This is a genomic window from Streptomyces sp. NPDC087420 (assembly GCF_044744165.1).
Classification (GTDB): Bacteria; Actinomycetota; Actinomycetes; order Streptomycetales; family Streptomycetaceae; genus Streptomyces.
Genome location: NZ_JBIUXU010000001.1, coordinates 707,042 through 723,580, shown reverse-complemented (window position 1 = coordinate 723,580; position 16,539 = coordinate 707,042). Strand labels below are relative to the sequence as shown.

Annotated in this window: 12 protein-coding genes and 1 riboswitch; of the genes, 7 read left to right on the top strand and 5 right to left on the bottom strand. The window is 73.1% G+C overall.

The window, feature by feature from the left end; all coding sequences use genetic code 11:
* Positions 1-12: 12 nt before the first annotated feature.
* The 4 genes from ACIO1C_RS03020 to ACIO1C_RS03005 form a co-directional block, all read right to left on the bottom strand.
* A complete protein-coding gene (locus ACIO1C_RS03020; RefSeq protein ID WP_401857750.1) occupies positions 13-1,173 on the bottom strand; it encodes an LLM class flavin-dependent oxidoreductase in 1,161 nt (386 codons plus the stop codon).
* On the bottom strand, positions 1,170-2,564 hold the full coding sequence (locus ACIO1C_RS03015) for an NtaA/DmoA family FMN-dependent monooxygenase (protein ID WP_401857748.1): 1,395 nt from the start codon (positions 2,562-2,564) through the stop codon (positions 1,170-1,172). Before ACIO1C_RS03015 ends, ACIO1C_RS03020 begins: the two co-directional genes overlap by 4 nt.
* 61 nt (positions 2,565-2,625) lie before the next feature.
* On the bottom strand, positions 2,626-3,831 hold the full coding sequence (locus ACIO1C_RS03010) for an LLM class flavin-dependent oxidoreductase (protein ID WP_401857745.1): 1,206 nt from the start codon (positions 3,829-3,831) through the stop codon (positions 2,626-2,628).
* Between the two features lie 202 nt (positions 3,832-4,033).
* A complete protein-coding gene (locus ACIO1C_RS03005; RefSeq protein ID WP_401857742.1) occupies positions 4,034-4,195 on the bottom strand; it encodes a putative leader peptide in 162 nt (53 codons plus the stop codon).
* A 33-nt stretch (positions 4,196-4,228) separates the two neighbouring features.
* A riboswitch (SAM riboswitch) is annotated at positions 4,229-4,342 on the bottom strand.
* 537 nt (positions 4,343-4,879) lie between these two features.
* On the opposite strand from ACIO1C_RS03005, the gene ACIO1C_RS03000 reads away from it, so the two are divergent.
* The 7 genes from ACIO1C_RS03000 (at position 4,880) to ACIO1C_RS02970 (ending at position 15,418) form a co-directional block, all read left to right on the top strand.
* Entirely contained in the window at positions 4,880-6,097 is a 1,218-nt protein-coding gene (locus tag ACIO1C_RS03000; RefSeq protein ID WP_401857739.1) for an acyl-CoA dehydrogenase family protein, read from the top strand.
* On the top strand, positions 6,090-7,850 hold the full coding sequence (locus ACIO1C_RS02995; RefSeq protein ID WP_401857736.1) for an ABC transporter substrate-binding protein: 1,761 nt from the start codon (positions 6,090-6,092) through the stop codon (positions 7,848-7,850). The genes ACIO1C_RS03000 and ACIO1C_RS02995 overlap by 8 nt, the downstream gene beginning before the upstream one ends.
* Positions 7,847-8,833 carry an ABC transporter permease gene (locus ACIO1C_RS02990; protein ID WP_401857733.1) on the top strand — a complete coding sequence of 329 codons (987 nt, stop codon included), beginning with the start codon at positions 7,847-7,849 and terminating at the stop codon, positions 8,831-8,833. Before ACIO1C_RS02995 ends, ACIO1C_RS02990 begins: the two co-directional genes overlap by 4 nt.
* Before the next feature lie 4 nt (positions 8,834-8,837).
* Positions 8,838-9,761: an ABC transporter permease gene (locus ACIO1C_RS02985; protein ID WP_401857730.1), complete on the top strand. Its 924-nt coding sequence runs from the start codon at positions 8,838-8,840 to the stop codon at positions 9,759-9,761.
* The gene (locus ACIO1C_RS02980) at positions 9,758-11,626 is read left to right on the top strand and encodes a dipeptide ABC transporter ATP-binding protein (RefSeq protein ID WP_401857727.1); all 1,869 of its coding nucleotides are present in this window, start codon (positions 9,758-9,760) and stop codon (positions 11,624-11,626) included. Before ACIO1C_RS02985 ends, ACIO1C_RS02980 begins: the two co-directional genes overlap by 4 nt.
* Positions 11,623-12,390 carry a thioesterase II family protein gene (locus ACIO1C_RS02975; protein ID WP_401857724.1) on the top strand — a complete coding sequence of 256 codons (768 nt, stop codon included), beginning with the start codon at positions 11,623-11,625 and terminating at the stop codon, positions 12,388-12,390. The genes ACIO1C_RS02980 and ACIO1C_RS02975 overlap by 4 nt, the downstream gene beginning before the upstream one ends.
* A gap of 151 nt (positions 12,391-12,541) precedes the next feature.
* Positions 12,542-15,418 (top strand): AAA family ATPase, encoded by a 2,877-nt coding sequence (locus ACIO1C_RS02970; protein WP_401858043.1) that lies wholly within the window; start codon positions 12,542-12,544, stop codon positions 15,416-15,418.
* Here the strand turns inward: ACIO1C_RS02970 and ACIO1C_RS02965 are convergent.
* Positions 15,355-16,512 (bottom strand): LLM class flavin-dependent oxidoreductase, encoded by a 1,158-nt coding sequence (locus tag ACIO1C_RS02965; RefSeq protein WP_401857721.1) that lies wholly within the window; start codon positions 16,510-16,512, stop codon positions 15,355-15,357. The genes ACIO1C_RS02970 and ACIO1C_RS02965 overlap by 64 nt on opposite strands.
* Positions 16,513-16,539 lie beyond the last annotated feature (27 nt).

Here is a 16,539-nt window from a genome sequence, read left to right as displayed (position 1 = left end):
GATCGCTCCTTGTCAGCGCGGGGTGGGTGCGGGCGCGGCGGTGTCGTCCGCACGGGTGGCCGTACCGGTGGCGGACTGGTCCGTACGGGCCGGGGCCTCGTCCGTCGTCCCGTCGGCGGGCGCGACCGGTCCCCACGTCCAGGGCGGGTCGGGCAGGTCACGGCGCAGGGTCGGGGCGATCTCGGCCTGGAACAGCTCCAGGCTCGCCCGGTGCCGGGCCGGGGTGAGTCCCGAGGCGTCGGCCTGGATGTGCAGCACGCTGTGGCCGAACTGTTCGTGGTAGCGGTGCACCTTCTCGATCACCTGCTGCGGGCTGCCGATGAGGGCGGAGCTGCGGGCGACGAAGTCCTCCAGGGTGGGGAAGACGGGTTCGAGTCCGAGCCGCTTCTGGAAGGCCAACTGCCCCTCGAAGACGGGCCGGTAGGCCGCCACCGCCTCCTGCGAAGTGCGGGCCGTGTAGAACCCGGCGGAGCCCGCGCCGACGGTGGCGAGCGCCGGGTCGTGGCCGTAGTGCTCCCACCGTTCGCGGTAGTGGCGGACCAGTTCGGCGTACGGCTCGATGGGGTTGGTGACGTTGGCGGAGAACAGCGGGTCGCCGTAGCGGGCGGCCAGGTCCACCGACTCCCGGCTGGTCGCGCTGCCGTGCCAGACGCGGACGGGCCGCTGGTACGGCCGGGGCCAGACCTCGGCGTCCTTCAACTCGCCCCGGAACACGGGTGAGGCGGTGACCTTGTCGTTGCGCCAGATCTGCCGGAAGAGTTCGTACGACTCGGCGTTGCGCTCCCACTGGTCCTCGGCGGTGACGTGGTAGAGCTCGCGCTGGGCGGCTCCGTTGCCCTTGCCGATGATCAGTTCCAGGCGGCCGTTGGACAGGTGGTCGAGCGTGGCGTAGTCCTCGTACGCCCGGACCGGGTCGAGCAGGCTCAGGGTGGTCACCGCCGTGAACAGCCGGATCCGCCGGGTGAGGGCGGCGAGATGGCTCAGCACGACCGGCGGCGACGAGGAGATGAAGGGGCGCTCGTGGCGCTCGCCCACCCCGAAGCCGTCGAAGCCCAGCTCTTCGGCGAGCAGGGCGTTGTCGATCACCTCCCGGAAGCGGTCGTGGGTCGATTTCTTGACACCGGTGACCGGGTCGGGCGCGTGCACGATCAGGGTGATGGCGAGGAACTTCATGACGCGGCCTTCCTGTTGGCGGCCCCGGCCAGGTCGGACCGCACCGCGCCGGCCGCACCGAGCCCCAAGTGCTCGCGCAGGGTGTCGCCCTCGTACTCGACGCGGAAGACGCCCCTCTCCTGGAGCAGCGGTACGACGGTGTCGGCGAAGTCGTCCAGACCGCCGGGTGTCAGGTGCGGGGTGAGGATGAATCCGTCGCTGGCGTCGGACTGGACGAAGTGGTTGAGCGCTTCCGCGACGGTGGCCGGGGAGCCGATGAAGGACTGCCGTCCGGTCACCGCGATGATCAGCTCGCGGATCGAGAGGTCCTTCTCCTCGGCCAGGGCGCGCCACCGGGCGGCGGTGGCCACCGGGTCGCGGTGCATCCGTACGGAGGCCCTGCCCCGGGCCACGGTGTTCTCGCCGACGAGCGGGTCGACGGCGGGCAGCGGTCCGTCGGGGTCGTACGAGCTGAGGTCGCGGTTCCAGAGCTGTTCGAGCAGTTTGATGGCGGTGGGGCCGCTGACCTGCTGGTGGCGGATGACGTCCGCCTTCTCCCCGGCGTCGGCGTCGGTGTCCCCGAGCACGAAGGTGACGCCGGGCAGGATCTTCAGCTCGTCGTGGGCGCGGCCGTACCGGGCGAGGCGCCGCTTGACGTCGGTGTAGAACGCCTGGCCGTCCTCCAGGGTGCCGTGGCGGGTGAAGATGGCGTCCGCGCCCGAGGCCGCGAACTCCCTGCCCTCCTCGGAGTCGCCCGCCTGGAAGATGACGGGGCGGCCCTGCGGGCTGCGGGGGACGTTGAAGTGGCCGCTGATGCCGAACTGGTCGACGTGGTGGTCGAACCGGCCGGGCGCCGGATCGGTGAGGAAGATCCCGGCGTCCTGGTCGGCCGTGATCTCGTCGCCGCGCCAGGAGTCGAACAGCTCCCAGGTCGCGGCGAGGAACTGCCGGGCGCGCAGGTAGCGGTCCTCCTGGGCCAGGAAGCCGCCGCGCCGGAAGTTCTGTCCGGTGAACTCGTCCCAGGAGGTGACGACGTTCCAGGCGGCCCGGCCCGCGGACAGGTGGTCGAGCGTCGCGAACTGCCGGGCCACTTCGTACGGTTCGTTGAACGTGGAGTTGATCGTCCCGGCGAGTCCGAGCTTCTCGGTGACGGCGGCCAGGGCGGTGAGGACGGTGAAGGTGTCGGGACGGCCGACGACGTCGAGGTCGTAGATCTCCCCGTTCTGCTCGCGCAGCCGCAGCCCCTCGGCCAGGAAGAGGAAGTCGAACTTGGCGCGCTCCGCCGTCCTGGCGAGGTGGGCGAAGGAGCTGAAGTCGATCTGGCTGCCGGCGGCGGGGTCGCTCCACACGGTGCTGTTGTTCACGCCGGGGAAGTGGGCGGCGAGGTGGATCTGCTTGACGGGCTTGCTCATGCGGGGTGCGTCCTTACGTGTCTTCGGAGCTCTCTTCGGAGCGGGCGAGGCCGGGTCACGCTCAGAGCGCGGCGTACCGGTTCGCGGGGCGGGGCAGCCCGAGCAGGCCGCGCAGGGTGGCCGCCTCGTAGGCGGTACGGAAGACTCCGCGCCGCTGGAGTTCCGGCACCAGGCCCCGGGTGATCCGCTCCAGGTCGTGGGGCAGGGCGGCGGGCCGCAGGCGGAATCCGGTCAGGCCGGCCTCCTGGCCTTCGAGGAGCAGGTCTGCCAGCTCGGCGGGCGTACCGGTGAAGACCCGGGCGTCACTGGTGTAGGGGGCGCCCGCGCGCTCCTCCAGGTGTGCCCTGCGGCCGGCGGCGGCCGCGGGGTCGTCGTCGAGGAAGACGACCAGGTCGCCGAAGACGTGGACGGTCTCATCGGCGCGCCCGGCGGTGGCCTGCGCGGCGCGGATCTCGGTGAGGATCGCCCTGGTGTCCTCGGGGTCGCGCGGGGTGACGAAGCCGACGTCGGTCGAGGTCGCGACGAGGCGGAACGGTTCCGCACGGTGGGCGAGCGCGGCGACGACCGGCTGTCCCTGCGGCGGGCGCGGGGTGATGGAGGGGCCCTTGACGCTGAACCGCTCCCCCGTGAAGTCGATGTAGTGGAGCTTGTCCCTGTCGATGAAGCGGCCGGTGGCCGCGTCGCGGATCTCGGCGTCGTCCTCCCAGCTGTCCCAGAGCCTGCGCAGCACTTCGACGTAGTCGCCCGCCTCGTCGAAGAGCTCCTTCAGCAGGGCCAGGCCCGCGGGCGAGTCCAGCTCGTCGACACGCAGTTGGACGGCCGGCCTGCGGCCGAAGTGCGGGGCCTCGTCGGCGCGTCCTGACACCTTGACCTGGACGCCGGCCCGGCCGGTGCTGACGTGGTCGAGGGTGGCGATGGCCTTGGAGACGTGGAACGGCTCGGTGTGGGTGACGACGGCCGTGGGGATCAATCCGATGTGCCGGGTCAGCGGCGCGACCCGGGCGGCGACCAGCACCGCGTCGAGCCGGCCCCGTACCTGGTCGGTGCGGCCGTCGGGTCCGGCGAAGGACGAGGACTGGAGGCTCAGGGAGTCCTCGATGGTCACGAAGTCCAGCAGGCCCCGCTCGGCCTCGGTCACCAGGTCGGTCCAGTACCGCGCGGTGAACAGCTCGCGGGGCCGGGCACCTGGCTCGCGCCAGGCCGCCGGATGCCAGCCCGCGGCGTCGAGGGCGACGGCCAGATGGAGGGGTGAAGGTGCTGAAGGCATGGCGGTACCGCTTCCCGCTCGGAAATCTCGTGGACTCGAAAAGGTGGACTCGAACATCACGTGGGCGCGGAGTTCTCCTGGACCGGGAGTTCTCCTGGACATGCCGAGTGCCTTCCGTTTCCGGGTCCTGTCCCGGGCGGAAGTCGGCGGACGTGCGTCGGAGGGCGCTGTACGTCGGGGCCGTGCGGCGGAGGAGGTGCCGCTACGGGGTGTGCCGCGGCGCGGCGTTCACGTACGCCGGACACAGGGCGCCGGCGACACGCTGGAGATCGATGTGGCGCCGGGAGAACATGCCGACGGCACGGGGGTGGCGGCTCCTGACGGCGAAGGCCGTGCGTGTGCCGTACCGTCCTCGCACTGCCATCACCTCCGCCTCGACCGGTCGTACCGGTCCGAGCTCTCGCGCTTGCGCTGCCGTCTTCGGCTCCGCCGGGTCGTCACCTGGAGCACCCCGCCGCGTCAGGAGGGTTGCCGGTCAGCCAACCAGGGCTTGTCGCTGACACTCATAACCTGCGTGAACGGTAACTCCGCATCGGTGTCCGGCACAATCCCCACTCGATGAGCACAGACCGTCCCCCGGGCGCGTACCGATCCGCGAGTGACCGATAAGCGTTCGTGATCAATCTCGATCAGTATTCGGCATTGGACGCAGAGTGCCCTCGTCCTGCATGCTCAGTGCCATGTTCAGGCCAGCGATCGCGACGGAGTACGGCCGGTACCCGGCTTGCGCCCTCGCATGCCGCCACGGACTCGACCATCATCTGACGCCCCGTCTGACTCAATGCCGAGTCGTGGACTTCGGCAAGGTCAAGTCGACCGGCTGTCGTTGAGCCGATGAGCACGTCCCCGCCACCGGGCCTCCGGTGAGCGGCGCGGGACGGCACACGCACTCCCGCACCTCCTGACGCTCCCTTCCGCCTCCCCCACGGCCAGCGGCCGACCGGGCCACGCCCGGTCCCGTCCGGCCGGCGCCCGGTCGCGCCCTCAGCCCGCCCACCGCCGCTCACCGACGGTGTCCGGACAGCCACCCAGACGCAAGGACACGCCCATGGTCACCGCTTCTTCCCTCCCCGTCCCGGTGGGGGGACTCACGAGACCCGCCGCAACCGAGAGCCGGCTGTTACGTGCCGATCTCGGCCGGCTGGACGAGGTGAGCGCGTCCCTCGCGGCGACCGCGGCCGAGTACGACCGCACCGGGTCCTTCCCGCACGCTCCGCTCCAACTGGTGCACGAGGCGGGGCTGTTGACCGCCGGGGTGGACGCGAAGTACGGCGGGTCCGGGGTGAGTTTCACCGACGTCACGAAGATCCTGCTGGCGCTCGGCCGGGGCGACCCGTCCACCGCGCTGATCGCCGGGATGACCATCGTCCCCCATCTCCTCCAGACCCGGAGCCCGTGGCCCGAGGAGCTGTACGCCCGGGTGCTGGAAGAGTCCGCGCTGCGTCCCACCCTGCTCAACCACGCCCGCGCGGAGCCCGAGATGGGGTCGTCCACCCGGGGCGGCCTGCCGGCGACCACCGCCAGGCGGACCGCGAACGGCTGGTCGATCCGGGGCAGGAAGCGGTTTGTCACCGGCGCGGAGGGGCTCAGCTACTTCCTGGTCTGGGCGGCGACCGACGAGGCGTCACCCCGGGTGGGCAACTTCGTGGTACCCGCGCGGACACCCGGCATCGAGATCGTGCCGACCTGGCACCAGCTGGGCATGCGCGCCACCGGGAGCCACGAGGTCCGGTTCACCGACGTCGAGATCCCCGCGGAGTACGTGCACGAGCTGGAGGCGCCCGGCGCGGCGCCGGTGGCGGGCCGCCTGCCCGGCACGATCATGCTCCTGCTGTCGTCCGCGCTCTACCTGGGCGTGGCACGCGCCGCGCAGCAGTACGTGCACACCTTCGCCCACGAGCGGGTGCCCGCCGCGCTGGGCCGCTCGCTGGCCACCACGGACCGCGTCCGGCAGGCGGCGGGCGAGATCGAGACGCTGCTCGCCGGCGCCGAACAGCTGATCTTCGGGGTGGCGGACCGGGTGGACCGCGGCGTTCCCGTCGGGGGCGTCGACGCGCTGGCCGCGAAGGTCGTGGTCGTACGCCATGTGACCACCGCCGTGCAGACGGGACTGCGCCTCCTCGGCAACCCGGGGCTGGCCCAGGCCAACCCGCTGGAGCGGCACTTCCGCGACATCCAGTCCGTCGGGGTGCACGCGCCGCAGGAGGACGCCGCGCTCGCGGTGATCGGTGCGGCGGCCCTGGCGAAGGAGGCACCGGGTGCCTGAGCCGGTCCTGTCCGCACCTGCGCCCCGATCGATCTCCCACCGCATCACCACCCACACCCACTCTCACTCCAGTTCCACCACGCCGGGGGTCACCATGCGCACCACCCTGCCCCGACTCGGTCGTCTCCTCGCGGTTTCGCTGAGCGGGCTATTCCTTCTCACCGCCTGCTCGCCGGGCGACAACGGCACCAGTACGGCAGCCGCGGGCAAACCGGTCCGGGGCGGCACGCTCACGACCGCCGTCGACACCGAACCCGTCTCGTGGGACATCCACGCCAGCACGCAGGACGTCACCGCCGAGATCCAGCGCGGGGTCTTCGACTCGCTGGTGTCGCAGGACGCCTCGGGGAAGTTCCACCCGTGGCTGGCCACCAAGTGGGAGGTCGGGGCCGACTTCAAGAGCTACACCTTCCACCTGCGGAAGGACGTGACGTTCACCGACGGCGCCCGGTTCGACGCCGCCGCCGTGAAGGCCAACTTCGACCACATCGTCGCCAAGACGACCAAGTCCCTCTACGCCGCGAACCTGTTGGGCCCGTACACCGGCACCCAGGTCGTCGACCCGTACACGGCGAAGGTCACCTTCTCGAAGCCGTTCGCGCCCTTCCTCCAGGCGGCGAGCACAACCTATCTGGGCTTCTACTCCCCCAAGGCCCTCGCGGCGGACGCGGGCAAGCTCGCGGCGGGCGGCCCGGCGGACGTGGGCAGCGGGCCCTTCGTCTTCACCAGCTACACCAAGGGCCAGTCCGCGGTACTGACCCGCAACCCCGACTACGACTGGGGACCGGCGACGGCCGCGCACACCGGGCCCGCGCACCTGGACAAGCTGGTCGTCCGCTTCCTGCCGGCGGCCTCGGTCAGGTCGGGGGCGCTGACCAGTGGCCAGGTGCAGGTGGCCAAGGCCATCCCGCCGCAGAACGTCACGACCGTCAAGGCGACCCCGGGCCTCAAGCTCGTGTCCCGGGCCGCTCCCGGCGGCAACTACAACCTCTGGCTCAACGCATCGATCGCGCCGCTGGACGACCAGCGGGTGCGCAAGGCGATCCAGCGCGGGATCAACATCGACCAGGACGTGAAGACGGTCACGTTCGGGCAGTACCCCCGAGCCTGGAGCCCCATCAGCCCGACCACGCCCGACTACGACAAGACCCTTGAGGGCAGTTGGCCGTACGACCCGGAGGTCTCCGCCCAACTCCTGGACGAGGCGGGCTGGACCGGGCGCGACGCGCAGGGCTACCGCACCAAGGGCGGCAAGCGGCTCAGCGTCGAGTGGCCCCAACTGTCCATCCAGGCCACCCGGGAGGGACGCGACATCCTGGGCCAGGCCGTCCAGGCCGACCTGAAGAAGGTCGGGGTCGAGGTCAAGCGCCCCAACCTCGACATCGGCACGTACAACACCAAGGTCTACGGCGGCAAGGCGAACATTATCGACCTCAGCTGGCCGCGCTTCGACCCCGATGTGCTGTGGCTGTTCTTCAACTCCGGCAGCGCGCCCGCCAAGGGCGGCATCAACGCCACCTTCCTGACCGACCCGTCCTTCGACACGTGGACGGACCAGGGACGGGCCACGCTGGACGAGAAGGTCCGCGCGGACGTCTACCCCAAGGTGCAGCAGCGGGCGATCGACCTGGCGGTCGTCGTCCCCCTCTACACCCAGGTCTCCCTCGTCGGGCAGTCCGACCGGGTGAAGGGGCTCACCTTCAACGCGAGCAACTGGCTGACGTTCTACGACGCCTGGCTGGTCTCGAAGTGACGGCGGTCCCGGCCGGGCGGGGCCCGGTTCGCCGGGGTGCGTACATCGGCGCCACGGCCCTGGCGGGCGGAATCGCCAGGCGGCTCGCCTCGGCGGTGGCGGTGCTGGTGGGAGCGGCCACCCTGGCCTTCCTGACGCTCCAGCTCATCCCGGGCGACCCCGTCTCCGTCCTGCTGGGACCGTCCAACGCCGGCTCCCCCGCCGTGCGGGCCGAGATCAGCCGGGAGTACGGCTTCGACCGGCCCGTCGCCGGGCAGTACGCGCACTACCTGGGCAGGCTGGTCCAGGGAGACCTGGGCCAGTCCTACCAGTTGCAGCGGCCGGTGCGGTCGCTCATCGGCGACCAGCTGCTGCCGACCGTGCAACTCGCCCTCGCCGGGCTGGCCCTGGCCGTCGTCCTCGCGGTGCTCTCCGCGGTGGCGACGGCCGGGCGCCGGCCCGCGCTCCGCGCCGTCGCCTCGGCCTGGGAGCTGGTCGCGGCCTCCACCCCCTCGTACTGGGTGGGGATCGTGCTGCTGACCGTCTTCTCGTTCCGCTTCCAGGTCTTCCCGGTGGCGGGCGCCGACGGCTTCGCCTCGCTCGTCCTGCCCGCCGTCACCCTGGCCCTGCCGCTCACCGGGGTGCTGGCCCAAGTCCTGCGCGAGGGGCTCGAAGCCGCCCTGGAACAGCCCTTCGTGGTCACCGCCCGGTCCCGGGGCATCAGCCAGACGGCGGTACGGCTCCGGCACGCGCTGCGCCACGCCGCCGTACCGCTGCTCACCCTGGCGGGCTGGCTCACCGGCTCGCTGATCGGCGGCGCCGTCCTGGTGGAGACCGTCTTCGGCCGGCCCGGCATCGGCTCGCTCACCCTCCAGGCGGTCAGCGCCAAGGACATGCCGGTCGTGATCGGCGTGGTGCTGCTCTCCGCGTGTGTCTTCGTCGTGATCTCCACCGTCGTGGAACTGCTCTACTCCGTCATCGACCCGCGGCTCAGGAGCGCCTGACCCCATGACCGGTTCACTCCTCCCCGATCTCGGCACCGCCGGTGCCCCCGCCGCCGGCCCGCCCGCCGCCGCCCCGCCCGCACCGGCGCGGGCGCGCGGCCGGTGGGCGGGCCCGCTCACGGCCGTTCCGCCCACCGTCCTGCTCGCGGGCGCCCTGCTCCTGGTCATCGTGCTCGTCGCGCTGGCCCCCGGTCTGTTCACCCGCGTCCCGCCCTCCGACATCGACCCGCTCCAGGCGCTGACGGGCCCCAGCTCCGCGCACTGGCTCGGCACCGACCAGCTGGGCCGCGACCTGTACGCCCGGATCCTCTACGGCGCCCGGCCCTCGCTGCTCCTCGGCTTCGGCTCGACCGTCATCGCCGTGGTCGGGGGCGCGGTCCTCGGGCTGGCCGCCGCGCTCGGCGGACGCGCCGCCGACCAGCTCCTGATGCGGCTCGCGGACGTCCTGCTGGCCCTGCCCGCCCTGCTGCTGGCGCTGCTGGTCGTGACCGTCCTGGGCTCCGGCACGGTCAACATCATGACCGCCATCGGCATCGCCTTCATCCCCGGCTACGCCCGGCTGGTGCGGGCGGAGGCCATGGTGGTCCGGCGCTCCGGGTACGTCGAATCGGCGGTGGCCCTCGGGCTGCCACGCCGGCAGGTCGTGCTGCGGCACGTCCTGCCGAACGCCCTGGCCCCGCTGCTGACCCTGGCGACCGTGGGGTTCGGCACCGCGCTGATCTCGGCCTCCGGGCTCAGCTTCCTGGGCCTGGGCCCGGCGGCGCCCTCGCCCGAGTGGGGGGCGCTGCTGTCCGCCGGGCGCGACTTCCTCCAGACCGCGTGGTGGATCGGTGTGTTCCCGGGGGCCGCCGTCACCACCACCGTGATCGCCGTCAATGTGGTCGGCCGCTTCGCCCAGCAGCGCTTCACCCGGAGGACCGCCCGATGACCACGACCACCACCGTGTCCCACACCACCCCCGGGTCGCGGTTGCTGACCGTCGAGGGGCTGGACGTCACGTTCCGGCGGGGCGGCGAGGTCAGGGCCGTACGGGACGTGTCGTTCACCGTCGACCGGGGCGAATGCCTCGCCGTGGTCGGCGAGTCGGGCTCGGGCAAGAGTGTCACCGCCCGCACCCTGCTCGGGCTGACCGGAGGCAGCGCCACCGTCACGGCCAGGCGCCTCGACTTCGACGGTGTGGACCTGACCGCGCTGTCGGAGCGTCAGTGGCGTGCGGTACGGGGCCGCCGCATCGGTCTTGTCCTCCAGGACGCGCTCGTCTCCCTGGACCCGCTGCGCACGGTCGGCGCCGAGGTGCGGGAGACGCTGCGCGCGCACGACCTGGCCCGTGGTCCCGAGGCGCGGACGCGGACGCTCGGCCTGCTGGCGAGCGCCGGGATCCCCGACCCCGCCCGGCGGGCCGGTGAGTACCCGCACCAGCTCTCCGGCGGGCTGCGCCAGCGCGCGCTGATCGCCTCGGCGCTGTCGGGCGCCCCGGAGCTGCTGGTGGCCGACGAGCCGACCACCGCCCTGGACGTGACCGTCCAGGCCCAGGTCTTCGGGCTGCTGAACCGGCTGGTCGGAGAGGGCACCGCCCTGATGCTGATCAGCCACGACCTCGCCGTGGTGTCCCGGCTCGCCGACCGGGTCGCGGTCATGTACGGCGGTCTGGTCGTGGAGCAGGGGCGGGCCGGGGACGTACTGAAGGATCCCCGGCACCCGTACACCAGGGCCCTGCTGGCGGCGGTACCGGCGATCCACTCCAAGGGCACGCGGCTGTCCGCCGCCGCCCCCGGACGTCCTCCCGCCGGTCCTGGCGGCTGCCCGTACGCGGCGCGCTGCGCGTCGGCCGACGAGCGGTGCCGTACGGAACTGCCCGCGGCCGTGGCCGACGGGGACGGGCATCTGACGCTCTGCTGGCACCCGGACGCGCCGGCACCGGTGCCTCCGCGTACGACAGCCACCCGCGCCGTTCCCGTGTCCCCGGCGACCGCCGCCGCACCGGCCGGCACACCGCCGGGACCGGCCCTGCTGGAGGTCGAGGGGATCTCCAAGCGCTTCCGCGCGCCGGGCGGCGGCTCGTACACCGCCGTCGGTGACGTGTCGTTCCGGCTCGGCGCGGGCGAGACCCTCGGCCTCGTCGGCGAGTCCGGCTCCGGGAAGACGACCACGGCACGGGTCGTGCTCGGCCTGGTGGAACCGGACGAGGGCACGGTCCGGTTCGAGGGCGCGCCCTGGAGTGGCGTCCCGGAGCGGGAGCGCCGGCCCGGGCGGCGGCGGATCCAGGTCGTCCACCAGGATCCGCTGGGCTCCTTCGACCCCCGGCACAGCGTGGAGCGCGTCGTCGCGGAGGCCGCGGCCAGGGCCGGGGTGCCCCGTGGCCGGGCGCGGTCCGCGCGGGTCGCCGAACTGCTGGGCCAGGTCGGCCTGTCGGCCGGTCTGCGGGGCCGGCGCCCCCTGGAGCTGTCCGGCGGGCAGCGCCAGCGCGTCGCGATCGCCCGCGCCCTGGCCACCGAGCCCCGGCTGATCGTGTGCGACGAGCCGGTCTCGGCGCTCGACGTGTCGATCCAGGCCCAGGTGCTCGACCTGCTGGCCGACCTCCAGAAGGACCTCGGGGTGGCCCTGCTGTTCATCTCGCACGACCTCGGTGTCATCCACCACGTCAGCGACCGGGTGATCGTGATGAAGGACGGGCGGCTGGTCGAGACCGGGGACGTCGGTCAGATCTTCGACCGCCCGGCCCATCCGTACACCCGCGAACTGCTCGCCGCGATCCCCCGGCCCGACCGGGACCAGGAAGGAGTCCGGGCATGACGACCGACCTCGACAGCGAGGTGTGGATCCGGCGCTTCCACCCCTCTCCCGGCGCGGCGGCCCGCCTGGTGTGCTTCCCGCACGCCGGGGGCGCGGCCGGTTTCTACTACGCGCTCTCCGCGCTGCTGCACCCCCGGGTGGAGGTGCTGGCCGTGCAGTACCCGGGACGCCAGGAGCGCAGGTCCGAGCCGCCGGCCCCGGACATCGAGACGCTGGCCGCCGCGGTCGCCGGTGTCCTGGAGCCCCGGTGGGGCACGCCGCACGCGTTCTTCGGGCACAGCATGGGCGCGGTGGTGGCGTACGAGACGGCGCGCCTCCTGGAGGCCGCCACGGGGTCGGGGCCCACGGCGTTCTTCGCCTCCGGCCGGCGTGCGCCGTCCACCCGCCGTGAGGAGGAGCTGCATCTCGCCGACGACCGGGCCCTGTTGGCGGAGGTCGTACGGCAGGGCGGGACCCCGTCCGCCCTGCTGGAGGATCCGGAGCTGGTCGCGATGATCCTGCCGACGCTGCGCGGCGACTACCGGGCGATCGAGCGGTACCGGCACCGGCCGGGTGCCGCGATCGGCGCGCCGATCACCGTCCTGGTCGGCGCCGACGACCTGAAGGTGACCGAGGAGGAGGCGTACGCCTGGAAGGCCCACACCACCGGGTCCACGGAGGTGCTGACCTTCGGTGGCGGCCACTTCTTCCTCGCCGAGCACCAGGAGCGTATCGGCGCGCTGATCCGGGAACGGCTGCTGCCGGGCGGCGCGCCCGCGCCGTGAAGGACCGGGCCGTCGCTTTCGGATCGTGCCTCGCCCGGGCGCCCTCACCCCGGTGGCCCCGATGGCTTCGCCCCGCCGACTGATGACTTCACCCCGCTGACTTCCGGGAACCACGCGGGTTTCCGGACCACGGACAACGCGCTTGCGGCGTGTGGGATGGGAGCTTGCTGTGGTTTTTGTCGAGCGTGAGACCCAGGTGGCACGGCTTCGGGGACTGCTGGCCGACTGTCTCGGCGCCCGGGGGAGCGTGGTCGCGGTCAGCGGCCCGATCGCCAGCGGGAAGACCGAACTGCTGCATGTCTTCGGGGAGTACGCGCAGAGCCGGGGCGCCGTCGTGCTGCACGCCGTGGGCCGGTGCGCGGAGCAGAAAGTGCCGCTGGGGGTCATGGGGCAGATCTTCCGGCACGCGCGGTTCTCGCCGGACGAGCGGGACAGGGCGCTGCGCCTGCCGGGGGACGGCGGTGTCGCCCCGTGCGACGCCGACCTGCTGCCCGCCGGCCGGATGCCCGCGCGGGTCGCCCAGACCCAGTGGGAACTGCTGCGCGGTCTGTCGGAACGGACCCCGCTGGTGGTGGTCGTCGACGACCTCCACTTCGCGGACGCGGCCTCGCTGGACTCGCTGATCCACATCGGGGGGCTGATCCGCACCTCGCGGGTGCTGCTGGTGGTGGCCGAGCCCGACGCGCCGTCCGAAGGGGACGTGACGGAGCGCTCCTGGCGCACCTCTTTACTCCGCCGGCACTTCACCCGGATCAGGGTGCGGCCCCTGTCGGTCCGGGCCACCGGGGAGATGCTGGCGGGTCTGATCGGTCCGGCTCCGGCCGCCGGCCGGGCCGTGGAGTCCTGGCACCGCCTGAGCGGGGGCAATCCGCTGCTCCTGCGCGCCCTCGCCGAGGACCACCACGCGACACTCCCCAGGTCGGCGGAGCCGGTCGTGGGCGAGGAGTTCGGCCGTGCGGTGGACGCCTGTGTACGGCGCGCCGGCGCGCGGATCCGTGACGCGGCCCGGGCGCTCGCCGTGCTGGACGCGTCCGGTTCCGCCGACCGGCTGGCGCAGTTGCTCGGCCGGTCGCGGACGTGGGTCGACGAGACGCTGGAGGCGATGAACGGCTTCGGCGTGCTCGACGCCGGGCGCTACCGGCATCCGGCCGCCCGCGCCGCCGTCCTGGCCGGGATGCCCGCCGCCGAGCGGGCGGCGCTGCACCGGGACGCCGCCCGGCTGCTGCACGACGGCGGTGAGGCGGTGTCGACGGTCGCCGTCCATCTGGTGGCCGGCCGCAGCGAGGAGCCGTGGGCCTTCCCCGTCGCGCTGGCGGCGGCGCGCGAGGCGCTGCGGCGGGACGACACCCGGTTCGCCGGGGGGTGCCTGGACGTGGCGTCCGAGGCCTGCGCGGAGGAGGAGCAGCGGGTGACCGTGGCCATGCTGCGCAGCCTGGTCGACTTCAGGACCGATCCGGACACCGCCTGCCGCCGGCTGCGTCCGCTGGTCACCGCCCTGCGCGAAGGGCGGCTTTCCGGCTGCCAGAGCGTGTCGCTGCTCGGGCGGCTGCTCTGGAACGGCAGCGGGGAGGAGATCACGGTGGCGCTGCGTCAGCTCGAACGGTCCTCGCACGTGCTGGACGCCACCTCGACGGCGGAGTACCACGCGGCGCGGGAGTGGCTGCACGTCTCCCATCCGGCGCTCCTGGCGGGGGCCTCGGCCCGTACACGACCGGAGCGCCCCGCCCGTACCGCCGACGGCTCGCCGCCGCGCATCGCCGGGGTCCTGAACCGCCTCCTGCGGTCAGGACCCGACCAGGAGAGCGTGCGCAGCGCCGAACTGGTCCTCCAGACCACGACGTTGGACGACGGCAGCTTCGGCACGATCCAGATGGCCCTGAGCGTCCTGGTCTACGCGGACCGCTGCGCTCTCGCGGTGAGCTGGTGCGACGCGTTGCTGCGGGAGTCCGCGGAACGCGCGGTCCCGGTCTGGCAGGCGCTGTTCTCGGCGATCCGGGCCGAGATCGCGATCCGCCAGGGGGACGTACGGCTCGCCGAGCGGCACTCCCGCCGGGCCATGGCCCTGATGTCACCGGGGAGTTGGGGGATCCGTATCGGCTCGCCGCTGTCGAGCCTCCTGCTCTCCGCCACCGCGACGGGCACGCTCACCGACGCCAGGGACACCCCCACCGCGATGCTGCCGGAGCAGATGTTCCAGACGCGCTACGGGGTGCAGTACCTCCACGCGCGGGGCAGGCAGCGCCTCTCGCTCAACCTGCTGCACGGCGCGCTGGACGATCTGACGCGGTGCGGCCGGCTCATGCGGGAGTGGGACATCGACCTGCCCGCCTTCGTGCCGTGGCGCAACGCCGCCGTGGAGACGCTGCTGCGGCTCGGCAGGACCGACGAGGCCCGCCGGCTGGCGGCCGAGCAACTGACCCTCGTCTCCCCGGCGCAGCCCCGGGCCCGGGGGACGGCGCTGCGCTCGCTCGCGTCCGTGTCCGACCCCCGGCGGCGCACCGCGCTGCTCCGGGAGGCCGTGGACCTGCTGGGCGCCGGCGGCGACCGGCTGGAACTGGCGTACGCCCTCGCCGATCTGAGCGAGGTGCACACCCGGGCGGGTCAGAACAACCGGGCGAGGATGGTGGCCCGCCAGGCCCTGGACATCGCCGAGGAGAACGGACTCGACCCGCTGATACGGCGGTTGAAGGCGCGGGAGGCCCGTGGCACGGGGGAGGAACGCGGAGAGGGTGTCACCGTCCTGAGCGGTTCTGAGCTCCAGGTGGCGGCGCTGGCGGTGTCCGGGCACTCGAACCGGGAGATCGCGGAGAAGCTGTTCATCACCGTCAGTACGGTCGAGCAGCATCTCACCCACGCCTACCGCAAGCTCCGGGTGAAGGGCCGGGCCGATCTGCCGCGCTCGCTCCAGCAGGTGGAGCCCAGTGCGGGCCGGGCGCGTGAGCGGGCGCGCCCGGCCCCCCGGGATCAGGCGGCGGTGTCCGGGGGCACCGGCAGTCCGAGCAGCCCGCGGAGGGTGCCGGCCTCGTAGGCGGTACGGAAGGCCCCGCGAGCCTGGAGTTCCGGTACCAGCTCGCGGGTGATGGCCGTCAGGTCGTGGGGCAGGGCGCCGGGCCGCAGGCGGTAGCCGGACAGGCCCGCCCCCTGCCACTCCAGCAGCAGGTCCGCGACCTCGGCCGGGGTGCCGACGGCGATGTGGGCGTCGGAGGTGTACTCGCTGCCGTGCGTCTCGTCGAGGCGTGCCTTGCGCTCGGCGGCCTTGCCCGGGGTGCTGTCGAGGAAGACCACGAGGTCGGCGAAGACGTGCACCTTCTCGTCCGCACGCCCGGCCGCGGCCTGTTCGGTCCGTATCTCCTCGACGGTGGCCCTGGCCTCGTCCGTGCTGTGCGGGGTCACCGAGACGACGTCGGCGGAACGGGCGCCGTAGCGGTACGGGAGGGTGATGTGGGCGAGCGTGAAGACGAGCGGGTGTCCCTGCGGGGCGCGGGGAGCGAGGGACGGGTTGGCGATGGTCAGCCAGTCGGCCGCCGAGCCGCCCAGGGGCTCGATCTCGGTGAAGCTGCCGCCGGGGTCCGGGTCGGCCGGGGCGAACCTGCCGGGGGCGAGGTCCCGCAGCACCTTCTCGTCGTACACGCCGTCCCACAGGGCGCGCACGACCCGTACGAGATCGGCGGCCCGCTCGAAGAGTTCGGCCATGGGGCGCTGGACCTCGGGCGTGAAGATGTCGGCGATCACGATCGGCCGCGCGGGGGTCAGCTGCGTACGCCAGCCGGCGCGGCCCGCGCTGAGGTGGTCGAGGGTGGCGATCGCCTTCGCGACGTGGGTGGGCTGGGCCTGGTTGACGACGGCGGTCGGGACGAGGCCGATGTGCTCGGTCCTGGACGCCACGGCGGCGGCGACGAGGAGGGCGTCCAGCCGGTGGTCGACCGCGCCGGCCGGGCGGTTCGGCGGATCCTCGACCGTGACGAAGTCCAGCAGGCCGCGCTCGGCCTCCTGGACCAGCGCGGTCCAGTGCGCCAGGCCGGAGACGTCCCCGCCGGGCGCGTCGGGGCCGGTGCCCGCGGCGGGGTGCCAGCCGACGGCGTCCAGGGCGACGGCGAGGTGCAGCGGGTGTGGTGCGGTCATGGGTTTCTTCTCTCTCGTGGTGCGGGG